The 16,094-nt window shown below is 61.1% G+C and carries 16 protein-coding genes; 8 read left to right on the top strand and 8 right to left on the bottom strand.

Annotation, left to right across the window (positions count from 1 at the left end):
* Window positions 1-3: 3 nt before the first annotated feature.
* The 4 genes from QWB57_RS00830 to QWB57_RS00815 all read right to left on the bottom strand — a co-directional run bounded on the left by QWB57_RS00830 (window position 4) and on the right by QWB57_RS00815 (window position 5,101).
* Window positions 4-996, bottom strand: a complete 993-nt coding sequence (locus tag QWB57_RS00830; protein ID WP_223629682.1) for a CPBP family intramembrane glutamic endopeptidase — start codon at window positions 994-996, stop codon at window positions 4-6.
* Between the two features lie 430 nt (window positions 997-1,426).
* A complete protein-coding gene (locus QWB57_RS00825) occupies window positions 1,427-2,215 on the bottom strand; it encodes an NrdJb (RefSeq protein ID WP_223629681.1) in 789 nt (262 codons plus the stop codon).
* Between the two features lie 103 nt (window positions 2,216-2,318).
* Window positions 2,319-2,849, bottom strand: a complete 531-nt coding sequence (locus QWB57_RS00820; protein WP_288967921.1) for a hypothetical protein — start codon at window positions 2,847-2,849, stop codon at window positions 2,319-2,321.
* A gap of 101 nt (window positions 2,850-2,950) precedes the next feature.
* On the bottom strand, window positions 2,951-5,101 hold the full coding sequence (locus QWB57_RS00815) for an adenosylcobalamin-dependent ribonucleoside-diphosphate reductase (RefSeq protein WP_288967919.1): 2,151 nt from the start codon (window positions 5,099-5,101) through the stop codon (window positions 2,951-2,953).
* A 555-nt stretch (window positions 5,102-5,656) separates the two neighbouring features.
* Between QWB57_RS00815 and QWB57_RS00810 the strand changes: the two genes are divergently transcribed.
* The 6 genes from QWB57_RS00810 to QWB57_RS00785 are packed head-to-tail and all read left to right on the top strand — an operon-like array spanning window position 5,657 to window position 10,381.
* Window positions 5,657-7,087, top strand: coding sequence for a Do family serine endopeptidase (locus QWB57_RS00810; protein WP_288967917.1), 1,431 nt, complete (start codon window positions 5,657-5,659; stop codon window positions 7,085-7,087).
* A gap of 59 nt (window positions 7,088-7,146) precedes the next feature.
* On the top strand, window positions 7,147-7,503 hold the full coding sequence (locus QWB57_RS00805; RefSeq protein WP_223629677.1) for a hypothetical protein: 357 nt from the start codon (window positions 7,147-7,149) through the stop codon (window positions 7,501-7,503).
* A 9-nt stretch (window positions 7,504-7,512) separates the two neighbouring features.
* Complete coding sequence (locus tag QWB57_RS00800) at window positions 7,513-7,956, top strand: phage holin family protein (RefSeq protein WP_223629676.1); 444 nt, start codon at window positions 7,513-7,515, stop codon at window positions 7,954-7,956.
* On the top strand, window positions 7,953-8,261 hold the full coding sequence (locus QWB57_RS00795) for a hypothetical protein (RefSeq protein WP_223629675.1): 309 nt from the start codon (window positions 7,953-7,955) through the stop codon (window positions 8,259-8,261). The genes QWB57_RS00800 and QWB57_RS00795 overlap by 4 nt, the downstream gene beginning before the upstream one ends.
* A gap of 33 nt (window positions 8,262-8,294) precedes the next feature.
* The gene (locus tag QWB57_RS00790; RefSeq protein ID WP_288967915.1) at window positions 8,295-9,011 is read left to right on the top strand and encodes an HAD family hydrolase; all 717 of its coding nucleotides are present in this window, start codon (window positions 8,295-8,297) and stop codon (window positions 9,009-9,011) included.
* Window positions 9,008-10,381: a leucyl aminopeptidase family protein gene (locus QWB57_RS00785; RefSeq protein ID WP_288967913.1), complete on the top strand. Its 1,374-nt coding sequence runs from the start codon at window positions 9,008-9,010 to the stop codon at window positions 10,379-10,381. Before QWB57_RS00790 ends, QWB57_RS00785 begins: the two co-directional genes overlap by 4 nt.
* A gap of 54 nt (window positions 10,382-10,435) precedes the next feature.
* On the opposite strand, the gene QWB57_RS00780 is transcribed toward QWB57_RS00785, so the two are convergent.
* Genes QWB57_RS00780 through QWB57_RS00765 form a run of 4 tightly spaced genes read right to left on the bottom strand, consistent with a single transcriptional unit; the run spans window position 10,436 to window position 13,956 of the window.
* Entirely contained in the window at window positions 10,436-11,038 is a 603-nt protein-coding gene (locus tag QWB57_RS00780) for a response regulator transcription factor (protein WP_223629672.1), read from the bottom strand.
* Window positions 11,035-12,246: a sensor histidine kinase gene (locus QWB57_RS00775; protein WP_223629671.1), complete on the bottom strand. Its 1,212-nt coding sequence runs from the start codon at window positions 12,244-12,246 to the stop codon at window positions 11,035-11,037. Before QWB57_RS00775 ends, QWB57_RS00780 begins: the two co-directional genes overlap by 4 nt.
* 22 nt (window positions 12,247-12,268) lie before the next feature.
* A complete protein-coding gene (locus QWB57_RS00770; protein WP_223629670.1) occupies window positions 12,269-13,030 on the bottom strand; it encodes an ABC transporter permease in 762 nt (253 codons plus the stop codon).
* On the bottom strand, window positions 13,030-13,956 hold the full coding sequence (locus tag QWB57_RS00765) for an ABC transporter ATP-binding protein (RefSeq protein WP_288967911.1): 927 nt from the start codon (window positions 13,954-13,956) through the stop codon (window positions 13,030-13,032). The genes QWB57_RS00770 and QWB57_RS00765 overlap by 1 nt, the downstream gene beginning before the upstream one ends.
* A 183-nt stretch (window positions 13,957-14,139) precedes the next feature.
* On the opposite strand from QWB57_RS00765, the gene QWB57_RS00760 reads away from it, so the two are divergent.
* Together QWB57_RS00760 and QWB57_RS00755 are read left to right on the top strand one after the other, a co-directional pair.
* Window positions 14,140-15,375: an efflux RND transporter periplasmic adaptor subunit gene (locus QWB57_RS00760; protein ID WP_288967910.1), complete on the top strand. Its 1,236-nt coding sequence runs from the start codon at window positions 14,140-14,142 to the stop codon at window positions 15,373-15,375.
* A gap of 26 nt (window positions 15,376-15,401) precedes the next feature.
* Window positions 15,402-16,091 carry an ABC transporter ATP-binding protein gene (locus QWB57_RS00755; RefSeq protein WP_223629667.1) on the top strand — a complete coding sequence of 230 codons (690 nt, stop codon included), beginning with the start codon at window positions 15,402-15,404 and terminating at the stop codon, window positions 16,089-16,091.
* Window positions 16,092-16,094 lie beyond the last annotated feature (3 nt).

The following is a 16,094-nucleotide window of genomic DNA, read 5'->3' as shown; positions in this document are numbered from 1 at the left end:
GTCCTAAAATTGCATAGGCTTGAGGAATGCCCCATTCCATCGGGCTATGCGCAACAACAACATTACTGCAACAGTGATCAACATGATCACCAGCAGCGAACTTTCCGGACCGAACATCCCTCCCGTCAACCAGTCAGGCCCCGCATAACGGGTTTCTAGCGGCGCTAGTGCGCGCCAGTCTTTGATGCCGGAAAGCGGCACGCCACTGAGCAAAATGGTGAAGTTCCATGCTGCGTGGTTGGCGACCACCACCCACAGGTTGCGAGTCAGTATGAACACACCGGCCCAGAGCAGCCCCAGCATGGTCACCGACACAAGCATGGCCGCTACGTCCCAGATCCCGCCATGCTTTATGTTTTCCAAGTGCGCCAGGGCGAATATCACCGATTGCACTGCTAAAGCCGCCACTGTCCCCCAAGCCCGTTCCAGCACCCGAAAGAGCAAACAGCGGTAGATCAACTCTTCCAAGGTGGCCGCTATTCCAATGAGAACCGCCACGCCCAACAGCGCCGGCGAGGCTTCGCGGAACAGAACTAGTTTGTAAGCGCCGAGCGCAAACAACACGGTGATCGGAAACGCGATCAAGGCGGCACCGCTGGTGCCGCCAAGCATCAAGCGAACAGGGTGCAGTTCCAACTCGCTCGATTCTCGCTTCTCATACCAGTGCGTATAAGCCCAGTAGCCCGCGATTGCCGCGAGGAAAATACCGGCGCGCCTGAGTGCACTCAACCATTCGGGCCCAGGCCGGAACATCGTATCGATTAGTGGCAGCAGGCCCTGTCGAAATATGAAGATCGCTCCCAAGACGGCTATCCCGCCGACCAGCAATGAACCTAGCGTTCTGGTGGCGATGCGTAGGTGCCATCCGATACCTCTAGGTGTGGTGAGGGTATGCTCCGTCAGAGCATGTTTCGAAAGCATGGCAATTTCCAGTGCGGCATAGATGCAGCCTGCAGCCAGAGGTGGCAACTCATCGACCACTTTGCGACGAAGCAACTGAAATGGTAGACAAAGCAGAGAATGCGGCGACGAGCACCCATCCCGCGATCTAGCACCTGAGTTAAGCCGCGCCGCGAAGCGGCGTCGGCTTGGACGAATGGTTAGGCACCGGCCTAGCCAAAGAAACACCCGTGCTTGCCCACCTCGCTACTGATTATTTCGGACCTTCGTCAACATCGTCCAAGCCGGCTCGGCTATCTCGTTGCCGTCGCTTACGGGCCAGCTGGCATGGCTTGCGTGGGGATCTGCCTCAAATGGATTGCGCTTGCCGCTACCATCGGGTGATGGCGCAACCATTCGCTCAAGCCGACTCCGCTTCATTGCATCGCATTAGCACAGCAAAATTGTGGTGGTGCTGGCAATCGGGATATCCCGGTACAACGACGGCTTGCCGGCAGCGGTGCGATCAACACCGCACAACGCCCTGTTATCCGCATTTGCTGTACCCGCAATTCAAACACGTTGCACAGCCATCCATGATCACCAGCGCCTTGGTGCTGCACTTGTGGCACATGCTGGCGCTGGGCGGGAAGGTTGCGCCATCGCCAGTGACTTCGATGTCTTCGGGGTGACTGGCGGCGCTGCTGATGATGTCGCTACTGGCACTCAGGACGTCAGTGTTTTTTTTTTGGCTCTGTTCGTAGGCGCGGCGCTTTTCGGCAATCAATGCGCGTTGATGCTCGCTCATCTCCGGGTCGTGCAGCATGCCGATGGATTTCAGATGGTCTTCCACAATGCTGCCAAGCTCAGCCACCAGTGACGGCATATACACCCCGCCGGCTTTGAAATAGCCGCCGCGCGGGTCGAACACGGCTTTCATTTCTTCGACCAGGAATGCCACATCGCCACCCTTGCGGAATACCGCGGACATGATGCGGGTCAGCGCCACGATCCATTGGAAATGCTCCATCGACTTGCAGTTGATGAACACTTCGAACGGGCGGCGGTGTTCGTGCTCGGTGTCGGCGTTGAGCACGATGTCGTTGATGGTGACATACATGGCATGTTCCACCAGCGGCGATTTGATTTTGTAGGTCGAACCAATCAGGACTTCCGGGCGTTCGATACGCTCATGCATCTGGATGACGTTATCGATGGCGTCATCGGCAAGGGCAATCACCGGTGCGGCCGGTGCGGCCGGTGCGGATTGCTTGGCCTTGTCTTCCGGGGTGACCACGGCGTAGCTCTTGATTTTTTTGTCGATCCTGACGGTCATGACCTTGACTCTGTAGTTTGTGTTGTAAGCGGTTTGACGGTGTAACGAGGCGGGATTGCAGGCACCACGCCCGGGAGTGACCGGGCGGGCGCATGACGTTGCATTACTTGCTGGCGGTCTTTCCAGCCGCTTTCTTTGCGACTTTCTTCACTGCCTTTTTTACGGTTTTCTTGGCTGGCGCCTTGCTTGTTGCAACTTTCTTGGCGGGCACCTTCTTGACTGCGGTCTTGGCGGGCGCTTTCTTGGCCGGTGCTTTTTTCGCAACAGCTTTCTTCGCCGGAGCCTTCTTGGCCACTTTTTTGGCGGCCACTTTTTTCTTCAAGCCGGCGACTTCCTTCTTTGCATCCTTGCTGGCAGTGGTCAGCTTCTTTTTCGTCGCCGCGACTGCTTTCTTGACGGCTTTGCGGGCTTTGGCGACCCTGGTCTTGACCGTCTTTTCTGCGGACTTGGCAGCCTTTTTCGCTTCGGCTACTTTGGTTTTGACTTTTTTCTCGGCGGTTTTTGCTGCCTTCTTCACCTTGGCCACGGTGGCACTGGCACTGCTGGCCACTGCATCGCTCACTTCCGCAACTTTCTCTTTCACAGTCTCAACGGCATCCGACGCCATTGCCGCTACTCCATCTCCATTGCTCATGTGCCCTCCTCATGGGGCGTTGGTGGTTGGGTACAACAACGCGATCCTATACCCGTGAAAGCAGCAGGTGTACTGGCGGTGCGAAGCGGCCGGCGCGGCGGTTAAAACTTCCCGTAATAGCCTTCCTTCAGCGCATCGAACAAATTGGCGGCGGTGTGCAGCTCGCCGTCGTATTCAATCTGCTCGTTGCCCTTCACTTCCAACACCTGACCATCCTCCAGCTCGAAGCGGTAGAGGGTGTTTTCAAGGTCGGCTTCTTTCACCAGCACGCCTTGGAAAGCCGCAGGATTGAAGCGGAAGGTGGTGCAGCCCTTCAGGCCTTGCTGGTAGGCGTAACGGTAGATGTCCTTGAAGTCTTCATACGGATAATCGGTGGGCACATTGGCGGTTTTGGAGATGGAGGAATCCACCCACTTTTGTGCCGCTGCCTGCACATCGACATGCTCTTTGGGGCTGATGTCGTCGGCGCTGATGAAGTAGTCCGGCAACTTGGCGGCGATGTCTTCGGCAAACGGCATCGCCTTGGCATTGATCAGTTCGCGATAGGCCAACAGCTCGAACGAAAACACATCGACCTTTTCCTTGGACTTCTTGCCTTCGCGAATCACATTGCGGCTGTAGTGGTGGGCGAAGCTAGGCTCGATGCCGTTGGAGGCGTTGTTGGCCAGTGACAGCGAGATGGTGCCGGTGGGCGCGATGGAGCTGTGGTGGGTAAAACGGCAGCCCACTTCGGCCAATGCATCCACCAAGTCCGGCGCCACGCTGGCCACTTGCTGCATGTAGCGGCTGTACTTGGCATGCAGCACGCGGCCTTCGATTTTCTGGCCGATTTTCCAACCGTCCTTGCCCATTTCCGGACGCTTGCGCAGCATCTCTGCGCTGACGTCGAACACTTCATCCATGATCGGCGCAGGGCCTTTTTCCTTCGCCAGTGCAAGGCCGGTTTCCCAGCCGGCCACCGCCATGTTGCGGGCGATGGCTTCGGTGAATTCGCAGGACTGCTTGCTGCCGTACTTCATCTGCAGCATGGTCATGGTGCTGCCCAGGCCCAAAAAACCCATGCCATGGCGGCGCTTGCGCATGATCTCGTCGCGCTGCTGCTTGAGCGGCAGGCCGTTGACCTCGACCACGTTGTCCAGCATGCGGGTGAACACGCGCACCACTTCCTTGTATTCCTCCCAGTCGAACGTGGCCTGGTCGGTGAATGCATTGCGCACAAACTTGGTCAAGTTGACCGAGCCCAGCAAGCACGCGCCATACGGCGGCAACGGCTGCTCGCCGCAGGGATTGGTGGCGCGAATGGTTTCGCACCACCAGTTGTTGTTCATCTGATTGACCTTGTCGATCAGGATGAAGCCCGGCTCGGCGAAGTCGTACGTGGAGACCATGATCATGTCCCACAGGTGGCGGGCGCGGATGTGGCCGTAAATCTTGCAAGCCACCAGCCCGTCTTCGCGTGCGATGTAACTGCGCTGGGTGGGCCAATCGCGCCACACCACCTGGCTGGCATCGTCCAGATTGATTTCGCCGCGTTCCTTGATGTTGACCGGGAATACCAACGGCCAGTCGGCATCATCTTCCACCGCCTGCATGAAGCCGTCGGTGATCAACAAGGACAGGTTGAACTGACGCAGGCGGCCATCTTCGCGCTTGGCGCGGATGAAGTCTTTCACGTCCGGATGCGACACATCGAACGTGCCCATCTGCGCGCCACGGCGGCCACCGGCGCTGGACACGGTGAAACACATCTTGTCGTAGATATCCATGAACGACATCGGGCCGGAGGTATACGCGCCCGCACCGGCCACGAACGCACCCTTCGGGCGCAGCGTGGAAAACTCATAGCCAATCCCGCAACCGGCTTTCAAGGTCAGGCCGGCTTCGTGCACTTTGTCGAGGATGCCGTCCATCGAATCTTCAATGGTGCCGGAGACGGTGCAATTGATGGTCGAGGTGGCCGGCTTGTGTTCCTGCGCACCGGCGTTGGAGGTGATGCGGCCGGCCGGAATCGCACCACGGCGCAGCGCCCAGGTGAAGCGCTCCTGCCAGTACTGCTGCAGCTCGACGGTGGGCTCGGCCAGCGCCAAGGCCTTGGCCACGCGCTGGTAGGTGGCGTCGATATCGACATCCAGCGGCACGCCCTGCTTGGTCTTCAGGCGGTATTTTTTATCCCAGATGTCCATTGATGCCGGTTGCATCGGAATGTCCTGATTTGCGTCCGCGGCCACCACTTCCAACCTCGCCGTGCTCATGCCTTTGAACTCTCCTGTCCTTGTATAGACCCGCACTGAAGGCGAGCCCGTTGTTTTGTCCCACCACCGATCTGGATCGGTGGCGGCACTGCCGGCTGCAACTGCACGCAGCCGATGAATTCATCATTGTCTTGGCGTTGCCGCCAGTTGCCGCAAAGTCACGCGCCGTTCCCCATTGACGTCGACCGTCTTGGCCGGCAGCGCCCCCCTGCGCTATCAGCCTCGCCACGAGTCTCGCCACTAGGATTGGGTCTTGCCGAGACGGCAAACCACAAGATCTAGTGGCCTGACCGCTAAGACCATACCACCGTGCGGGACCAAGTCAACGTCAAAATTTTTGAAACCCGGCTTGCAAATTTGCGCGAGCCGCTAACATCTCACTGTGGCGCGGGTTTGGTGATTGCTGGCCGAGCAATGGGAGAAATCTGAATACGCGCCAGACTTGCTGCGCTGCAAAACTTCAGAATCCTGACTCGGTCACTGCGCATGGCTTCAGCCACGATTGCAGATGCTTTGCTGAAACTGAACAGCGTTGCGTACTACTGTATGGCTGCCATGAAAACCGCGACCAAGACCTTGCTTGCCCTGACCGCTGCTGCCGCATTTGGCGGGTTTGCCGCCACTTCGCTGAACCTGATGCTGGAACAGCCGGCGCGCGCCACGCCGCCGCCCCCCGCACCAGCCCCCGTGGGCGGCACCTTGCCGGTGGCGGTGGCCAGCACGCCGATGCCGTCGCTGGCACCCATGCTGAAAAAAGTGCTGCCCGCCGTGGTCAGCGTCAACACCAAGCAACGGGTGCGGGTAAACACGCCGTTTGGCGATGACCCGATGTTTCGCCGCATGTTTGGCATCCCCGAAGAACGCATTGCGCAGTCGCTGGGCTCCGGGGTGATCATTGATGCCCAGCGCGGACTGGTGTTGACCAATAATCACGTGGTCGAAGATGCCGATGAGGTGTCGGTGATGTTGGCCGATGGTCGCACGTTGAAGGCCGAGTTCGTAGGCTCCGATCCGGATACCGACGTGGCACTGATGCGGATCCCGGCGCAACATCTGACGGCGATCCCGGTGGCTAACAGCGACCTGTTGCAGACCGGTGATTTCGTGGTCGCGATCGGCAACCCGTTCGGGTTTGGCCAGACCGTCACCTCAGGCATTGTGTCGGCGGTAGGCCGCAATAATCTGCCCGGCGCCGGCTTCCAGAACTTCATCCAGACCGATGCCAGCATCAATCCCGGTAATTCCGGTGGCGCCTTGGTCAACCTCAACGGCGAGCTGGTGGGGATCAATACCGCCAGCTACAACCGGCAGGGTTCGATGGCCGGCAATATCGGGCTGGGCTTTGCGATTCCCGCCAACCTGGCTACCCGGGTCAAGGATCAATTGTTGGCCGGTGGCGTGGTACGGCGCGGCACCTTGGGCATCGACACCCAGGACGTGGATGCACGGCTGGCGAAGGGACTGGGCTTGCTGGAAGCGCGTGGCGCCATCGTCACCCGCGTCTATCCCGGCTCCGCTGCCGGCAGCGCGGGTTTGAAGGTGGGCGATGTGGTGGTGGCCGCCAATGGCCAACCCATCGACAACGCCGAGGCCTTGCGCAATTTCCAGGGCCTGCAAGCAGCCGATGCCACGGTGGTGCTGGATGTACGCCGCGAAGGCAAGCCGCTGCAACTGCGCAGCGGTCTGCGCGAAGCGCCCAAGGCACTGGCCGGCGCCCAGCTGGATGCGCGCCTGGGTGGGGCCAGTTTTGCCGATTTACCCGAATCGCTGCGCCGGCAAGGCCTGGCTGGGGTGGTGGTGGACGAGGTCACGCGCGGCAGCCGCGCCGCCCAAAACGGCCTGCAGCGCGGCGATGTGGTGCTGGCCGCCAGCAGCGGTGATTTCAGCGACCTCTCCAGCTTCCGCGCCAGTCTGGCCAAACCCCCGGCGCAGCTGGTGCTGCGCGTGCTGCGCGGCAATGTCAGCGGGCAATTGCAGATGCGATGACGCAGACATCCACAAACGGTGCGACACTTGATCTTACCCACAGAAAGAGGACGCGGCAGATGAGCGAACATACCGAAGCGGTCAAGAGCAATCTGGGCGATGCCGGTGCGCATTTGAAGCAGGCCGTCAGCGCGGCAAGTGGCGCAATCAAAAGTGCGGCGGGTGCGGCCGGTGACGAGTTGCGCGTGGGCAAGGCGCAAGTGAAATCCGAACTGGCAGACGGTGCCGTGGCCGGCTTGGGTGCCGCTGAACATCTGGGCGGTGCCACCGGCGAGCAAGTCAACGCGCTGATGGACAAAGGCCGCGACCTGCTCGACAGCGCCGCCGAATTGATCCGTGAACGCCCATTGGCGGCATTTGGTGTGGCGTTTGCGGCGGGCTGGATTATTTCCAAGCTCGGCCGCAGCGATAAATAAGCGGCCGGCATGATCGGCGACGAACACGCCACGCCAACAGACCCAACCGAGCCCGCTGCTGCCGATGCCGCGGTGGAGGCTGTGCAGGCGCTGGGTCAACAAGCGCGCAGTGCAGCGCAGTCTGTATTGGAAACCGGCAAGGCAATGGCGACATTGTTGCACGCCGATTTGGCCTTGGCCGGCACCGCCAGCCTGCGTGCGCTGATCCTGATCGGCGTCGCATTAGCGTTGGGTGGCTCGTGCTGGTTGTTGTTGATGGCAACGCTGGTGGCGCTATTGCAACTGGCGGGCTTGTCCTGGCTGCTGGCCTTGCTGCTGGCGGCAGCGCTTAGCTTTGCGGGAAGTGCGGCTGCGGGATGGTTGGCAGTGCGCTATTTCAGGTGCGCCGAGTTGGCGGCCAGCCGTCGGCAATTGGCCAAATGGGGCTTGATCACCTTCAAGGAGGGCACATGAGCCTGAAGGCACAGCAGGCGCGGGTGCAGCAAGCCGAGCAGGCGCTGCAGGCGCGCGTTGCCGAGACATCAAGTCAGGCTCGGCAACTGGCTGCGTGTTGGCATGCCAACCTCAGTCCTGGGCGGGTGATTGTGGCGGGCCTGGCACTGGGGTTTGTAGTGGGTCGCGCACGCCCGCTGCAATGGGCTGGAAGCGCTGGTGTCTTGACAATGCTGCGCAGCGTTTCGCAATTATTCGCAGATGTGCAGGTGCAACTGGATGCGGTCAGTGGTGCCACCACTGAGAACTCCCCCCCTGCGCGATAGTGCGTCCTGCACCGGATGCAGGCCTACAATAGGATGGTGAATTCCTCCATCCGCGCCATCACCTTCGATCTCGACGACACCCTGTGGCCGTTCGCTCCCATCGGCGAACGCATCGAGAACGCACTGCACGCATGGTTTACCGAACACAGCCCGCGCACCGCTGAACGTTTTCCTATTTCGGAAATGCGTGCACTGCGCGAACGGGTGTTCACGGAGTTCCCCGAGCATGCGCATGATCTGGGCCTGTTGCGGCGGCTCAGCATCGAACGCGCATTGCACGAAAGTGGCGATGACCCGGCATTGGCCAGCGCCGCCTATGCGATTTTTTTTCACGAACGCAACCGGGTGGACTTCTACCCCGACGCGATGCCCGGCCTGCAACGTATCGCCGCACAACGGCCGATCGCCGCATTGACCAATGGCAATGCCGATTTGGCGGTGATCGGCATTGCCAGTTTATTTCGCTTCCAACTGGGGGCTCGCGAATATGGCGCGCCTAAACCCGACAGCGGATTTTTCCAGGAAGCCTGCCGCCGGTTGGGCGTCGCCCCGGATAACGTCTTGCACGTGGGCGATCATCCACACATGGATGTGCAAGGTGCCGCCAACGCTGGCCTGCACACGTGCTGGATCGATCGCGGCGACCACCATTGGCCGAACGATCTGGCTCCACCCGATGTGCATGTCACCACACTCACTGCGCTGGCCGCTTGGCTGGAGTCCGGCGCGTCTTCCGGGAATCTGCCATGACCTTGCCCTCTGCCTATACCCATGACACCACCGCCGCATTGCCACTCCACCTGATCGGCAAATCCGACCATGCCGAATGGCTGGCAGCGCAGCCTGCACATGTGCAAGCGTGGCTTGCGAGTCATCGTTTTGATGGCAGCAGCGGCAGTGCGCACACTTGGGCGGATGCCAATGGGCAACTGGCCGGTGCGGTCCTCGGGATTGATGATGCGCTGGATCCGTATGCCTACGCGCATGCGCCGCGCGCGCTGCCAGCCGGTATTTGGCACGCAGTCACCCCGCTCGATCCCGCTGCACGCAACGCGCTGCAACTGGGCTGGGGCTTGGGCTGTTACCGTTTTGATCGCTACAAGGCGTCCACTCGGGCCACGCCACAGCTGGCGTTGCCCGGTTTCGACAGCGAAACCCTGGACATATTGGCGGCCTGCCTGCGGGTGCGTGACCTAGTCAACACCCCCACCGAACACATGGGCCCGGATGAACTGGAAGCCATAGCGCGCACCGTGGCAACTGCGCATGCGGCCTGCATCACCGTCATCGCCGGCGACGACTTGTTGACGCACAACTATCCGACCATTCATGCAGTAGGCCGCGCCTCGCATCGCGCACCGCGCTTGATCGAACTCAGCTGGGGCGATGCCGCGCATCCGCATATCGTGCTCTGCGGCAAGGGCGTTTGCTTTGACACCGGCGGGCTGGATCTGAAAGCCGCTGCCGGCATGCGCAACATGAAAAAAGACATGGGCGGTGCCGCGCATGCACTGGCACTGGCCGAACTGGTGATGGCGCGCAAACTGCCACTGCGCATCACCTTGCTGATTGCTGCCGTGGAAAATGCAGTCGGGCCGAATGCATTCCGCCCCGGCGACATCATCACCACACGGCAAAACGTGAGCGTGGAAATCGACAACACCGATGCCGAAGGCCGGCTGGTGCTGTGCGATGCGCTGACACGCGCGTGTGAATTAAATCCGGCGCTGTTGCTGGATTTCGCCACACTTACCGGTGCCGCACGTATTGCATTAGGCCCTGACCTGCCTGCGCTGTATGCCAACGACGATGCCCTGGCCAATGCATGGCTCAACGCCGGCATGCAAACCCGTGATCCGTTGTGGCGGATGCCGCTGTGGCGCCCTTACTTGCGCTATCTCACCAGCGGCATTGCTGATCTAGCCAATGCCAGCAACTCCAGCATGGCCGGCAGCGTGACCGCCGCCTTGTATCTGGAACGCTTTGTCAGCGAGGGCACGCGCTGGGCACATTTGGATGTGTATGCGTGGAACGACAGCGATCGCCCCGGCCGCCCCGCAGGCGGCGAAGCGTTGGGCCTGCGTGCAGCATTCGCGATGCTGCAAGCACACTGCCTGTAGAGCAGAGCAGTGCAAGCTTCGCTCCAAGGATGTTTGCTGCTGCGCTCTGCGGCTCTACAACCAGCCCTTCTGCCGCGCCAGCCGATAGGCTTCGATGCGGTTGCCGACGCCGAGTTTGCCGATGGCTTCCGACAAGTAATTGCGCACGGTGCCGTGCGAGAGATTGAGCTGCTGCGCGATTTCGCTGGCGGATAGGCCTTCACCGGCCAAGCGCAGGGCTTGGCGTTCGCGATCGCTCAAAGGGTCGGCTTCGCCCCAGGCGTCGATGGCCAATTGCGGGTCGATGGCGCGGCCGCCGCGTTGCACGTTGCGGATGGCGTCGGCCAGTTGTTCGGCAGGGGCATCTTTCAGCAGATAGCCGCGCACGCCGGCATCCAATGCTCGCCGCAAGAAACCGGCACGCGCAAACGTGGTGACGATCACCACTTTCACCGGAAGTTCATGGCGGGCGATGCGTTGCGCCAACTCCAGGCCGGTCAGGCCGGGCATTTCGATGTCGGTCACCAGCACGTCGGGTTTGAGCCGCTGCACCTCGCGCCACGCCGCTTCGCCGTCGGCAGCGCTGCCAACAACCTCAAGATCCGATTCCAACGACAACAGCGCCGACAATGCGCCACGCAGCATCGCCTGATCTTCGGCCAGCAAAATACGGATCATGCGTGCCCCTGAACTTCGCGTGGCAGCACACCCACCGCGCCCACCGCGCGCAAGGGCAACAGCGGTTCGTGCCAAACCAAGGGCACCCGCACCAGCAACTGGGTGCCGCCGGCGCGCGGCGAGTCCACGCTCAGGCTGCCGCCCAGCGCGCGCACGCGGTCGCGCATGCCTGACAGGCCATTGCCATCCACGCTCACGCCGCCGCGTCCGTTGTCACGGATGCGCAGTTGCACGGCGTTGTCTTCCCGCACGAATTCCACCTGCGCCTGCACCGCCTGCGCGTGCCGGGAAATATTGGTGACCGCTTCACGCAACACCAGCGCCAACCCGCGTTCCACCTCGGGTGGCAAGCCTTGCGGCGGCGGCGCGTAGTCCAATTGTACCTGCGTGGTTTCCAGCAACAATTTGGCCGAAGCCAATTCCGCGGCCAGGTCGGTGGCACGGATGCCCGTCACCGCGCTGCGTACTTGCGCCAGCGCTTCGCGCGCCACGCGTTCGGCGTCTTCCATTTCACTTTTGGCGCGGGCCGGATCACGCTCGAATAGTTTGCGCGACAGCTCCAGCTTCAGGGTGATCAGCGACAAGGTATGGCCCAGCAGGTCGTGCAAATCCCGGCCAATGCGCTCGCGCTCGGCAGTGGCGGCCAATCGCCGCACTTCGTCATGCGACAGTGCCAGCGCCGCGTCTTTCTCCTGACTGGCATGTTCGACATTGATGATGGTGCCAACGACGAAGGTCATCACCGGCACCCACAACCACAGCGAAGACGGATACCCAATCCACGCCGCCACTGCCACATACACAAGATTCATGGCCAACAGTTGCAAGGCATAGCTGACAAAGCGCGGCCGCTGTCCGGACACCCGCAACATCACACAGCCGAATACGAAATAACTCAACCCCGATGGATACCAGCGCAGCAGCAGCAAACTCAGCGCCGCCATCGCCAGCGCATAACGCCAGCCGTGGCGGCGCGGACCCACGATCACCTTGACGTACAACCACAGAAACACCGGGTAAGACAGCAGCGTGAGTGCACCCCAGCGCAGGCTGTAGCCTTCGCCAAACAAGGGCGTGAGAAAGATCCACAACGACCACAGCAAATGGATGCCGTTCGTCCACGGTGATTTGCCACGCCGAATATCGAATGCCGCCGCCGAATCCGGCGCGGGGGTGAGGTGTTGGCGCAACCAAGTGGGCAGAGTCATGTGGATATCCTAAGCCAATGCCTTAGCCATAGCGGCGCAAACGGCGTGCGGCAAGCAGCAGGAACCCGATCGTGAAGCCCAGCAACACCAGTACATGCGGCCACGCGGCGCCGGTAGTGAAGCCCACCGCGCGCTGTGCCAACACATTCAAGTGATAGCTGGGCCAAATCGGCGCCAGCTGTTGCAGCAGCTTGGGCATCATCGACAATGGGAACCACAGCCCGGACAAGAACGCCATCGGCAGATAGATCATGTTGAGCAAGCCCGGTGCGCCCTGGCCTTTGAGCAGGGTGCCCACCCACAAGCCCAGTGCGCAGAACGGCAACACGCCCAGCGCATCCACTACCAGCAAGCTGGCCACCTGCGCGGCATTCAGCGATGCATGCGCCAGACCCAGCGCCAACGCCAGCAACAACGCGCCGACCACGAACGCCACGCACACCGCCATCAACATCTTGCCCAGCAAGTAGGCTCCAGGTGGCATTGGCAGGGCGCGCTTCAAGGTCAACAGGCCGCTATCACGCTCCAGCGCCAGCGACACGCCAAAGCCAAACAAGCCCGGCGCGATCACCCCGAAGCTGCTGTAGCTGGCCAGCATGTAGCGTGCCGCTTCGTCGTTGCCGTGATTGAGCACCAAGCCGAACATCACGAAGAACACATTCGGAAACAGGATGATCGGCAACAAGAACCCGGGGTTGCGCAGATAGCGCAGCACTTCGCTGCGCGCTTCTTCCAGATACGCAGCAAACACACGGCGGCGCGGCATGGTGACGGTCATGTTCATCAGGCGGCCTCCGCCATGGTTGGGGATGCCTGGGCATCGCGGGTAAGTTCGGTAAATACTTCAGACAAGCCGGCAGCGCGTATTTCCAGTGACGACAGCGTGATGTCTTCGGCCAGCAGGCGACGTACCAGCAGCTCGACATATTCGGTGGACAGGCACAGGCGCTCGCCATCGCTGCGTGCTTCGACCACTTCCGGCCATGCGGCAACGTCTCCCAGCGGCAAGCGCGTGGAACACCACACCCGCTTGAGTGCAATGCGTGCGCGCAGCGCGTCCACACTGCCTTCGCTGATCACGCGGCCGTGCGCCATCACGCAGACGCGGTCGGCCAATGCCTCGGCCTCTTCCAGATAATGGGTGGTCAGTACCACCGCATTGCCTTCGGCGATCAAATGGCGAATGGCGGCCCACAATTTCTGCCTGGCGTCGATGTCCATGCCCACGGTGGGCTCATCGAGGAACAACAAGCGAGGCCGCCCGCATAGGGCCAATGCAAATTGCACGCGCCGCTGTTGGCCACCGGAGAGTTTGCCGTAGGGGCGATGCAGAAGATCGGCCACGCCAGCCAACTCGGCGCTTTCGAGCACACTGCGCGGGTTGGGATAGTAGCTGGTGGTCAGACGAATCAATTCACCCACGCGCAAGGTGGGCGGCAGTTGTGCGTCCTGCAACATCACTCCGATCTGGCGCCGTGCGGCGATGTTCTGCGGGTCGTGGCCGAACAATTCCACGCTGCCAGTATCGGCGCGGATCAGCCCCAGCAGCAGGCCAATCGCGGTGGTTTTGCCTGCGCCATTGGGACCAAGCAGGGCCAACAATTCACCGTTGCGCAGTTCCAGATCGAAACCGTTGAGTGCGCGCAATGGGCCGTAGTGCTTGCTGACACCGTGCAGCCGTGCCAGTGCGGTGTTTGCAACATGTCGCATCGTAGTGTCCTGAGCGGGAGTGGTGTCATCTTCGGGTTGCACGGGCGCAATACCCATTCCCCACCGTCATCGCAATGACATGACAGTTGTCAGCGGACAACGCCCGCGATGCCGCCTACTCTGGCCACCACTTCGCCACGGGCTGCGTGCACACTGTGCGCAACTTCATCCAAGCATCGACCTATGACCAGCCACGCCGACCTGCTCAATTCACTGAAGATTGACCGCAATGCCGTGCCGCCTGCGTCCTCGCGCAAGGGTCTGTGGATAGGCGTGGCCGTGGCTGCTGCGGTGGCTGTGATTGCCGGCGGCGCATTCGTGCTGCGCGGCGGCAAGGTGATGGATGTACAGGTGACCGAGGCCACCGCGATTGGCACCGGCGGCAGCGCCAATGCCTCGGTACTGGATGCCACCGGCTATGTGGTGGCGCGGCGCATGGCGACGGTGTCGGCCAAGGTGACCGGCAAGGTGCTCGAGATTATGATCGAAGAAGGCCAGCACGTTGAGGCAGGCCAGGTGTTGGCGCGGCTGGATCCGGTGGATGCCAATGCGCAGCGCACGCTGTCGGCCGCGCAACTTTCGGCCGCGCAAAGTCAGAGTGCCAGCGTGCAAGCACAGCTCAAACAAGCCGAAGCCGATGCCGTGCGCTTGTCGAGTTTGGTGAAACAACAATTGGTATCGCGTGCGCAGTTTGATCAAGCCATCGCCGCACGCGACGCCCTGCGCGCACAACTGGTCACCAGCCAGCGCAATGCACAGGTGGCGCGAGATGGATTGCAGATTGCCGATAACGGCGTGGACAACACCATCGTGCGGGCACCGTTTGCCGGGGTGGTGATTGCCAAGGCTGCGCAGCCGGGCGAAATCGTGTCGCCATTGTCAGCCGGCGGCGGCTTCACCCGGACCGGGATTGGCACGATTGTGGATATGGCCTCGCTGGAAGTGGAAGTGGAGGTGGGCGAGTCATATATCGGCCGCGTACAGCCGGGCATGGCCACCGAAACCGTGCTCAATGCCTATCAGGATTGGAAAATTCCGGGCAAGGTGATTGCGATTATCCCCGCCGCCGACCGCGGCAAGGCCACGGTCAAAGTGCGGGTGGCGCTGGATGCCAAAAATGACCCGCGCATCGTCCCCGACATGGGCGCACGGGTGAGTTTCCTGGAGGCGGCCAAACCCGCGCAAGCGCAAGCCAAGCCGGGCGTGTTGGTTCCTGCCAGCGCCATCGTGCAGCGAGACAATCAGGATGTGGCGTTCGTGATCCGTGGCGAGAAGGCCGAGCGCCGCACGCTGAAACTTGGCCGCACGCTGGGCGATGACCGCGAAGTGCTCAGCGGGATTGCCGGCGGTGAGCAGGTGGTGCAGTCACCGCCAGACAATCTGTCCGATGGCACCAAGGTGCGCATCGCGCAGGAATGAATTCCAATTTCAATCAGGTGAAACCCATGTCCACCCTCGTCAGTATTCGCAATCTGCACAAGACCTATCAGCGCGGGCCGGAGAAGGTCGATGTGCTGCGCGGCATTGATCTCGACATCATCCAAGGCGATTTCGTCGCCTTGATGGGCCCGTCGGGCTCAGGCAAAACCACCTTGCTCAATTTGATTGGCGGGCTGGATTCGCCAAGTTCCGGCAGCATTGAAGTGGCCGGCCAACACATCGAAACCCTGCGCGAAGGCCAACTGGCGCAGTGGCGCAGCAATCATGTGGGCTTTGTGTTCCAGTTCTACAACCTGATGCCCACCTTGAGTGCGCAAAAGAATGTGGAGTTGCCCTTGCTGCTGACCAATCTATCGGCCGCGCAGCGCAAACAAAATGCGGCCATCGCCTTGCAATTGGTGGGCCTGGCCGATCGCGCCAAACACAAACCCAATGAACTCTCTGGTGGTCAACAGCAACGCGTGGCGATTGCGCGGGCGATTGTTTCGGATCCCACCTTGTTGATTTGCGATGAGCCCACCGGCGATCTGGACCGGCAATCGGCGGAAGACATTCTGGGCTTGTTGCAAGAGCTCAACCGCACCCACGGCAAAACCATCGTCATGGTGACCCACGACCCCAAAGCCGCCGAGTACGCCACGCATACGCTGCATCTCGACAAGGGCAACCTGGTCGAACAGTCCGCGCACGCCTGAGCC

This window comes from uncultured Thermomonas sp. (genome assembly GCF_937872235.1).
Lineage (GTDB): Bacteria > Pseudomonadota > Gammaproteobacteria > Xanthomonadales > Xanthomonadaceae > Thermomonas > Thermomonas beijingensis.
The sequence above is the reverse complement of the archived record's forward strand: the minus strand, read 5'-3'. Positions and strand labels throughout refer to the sequence as shown.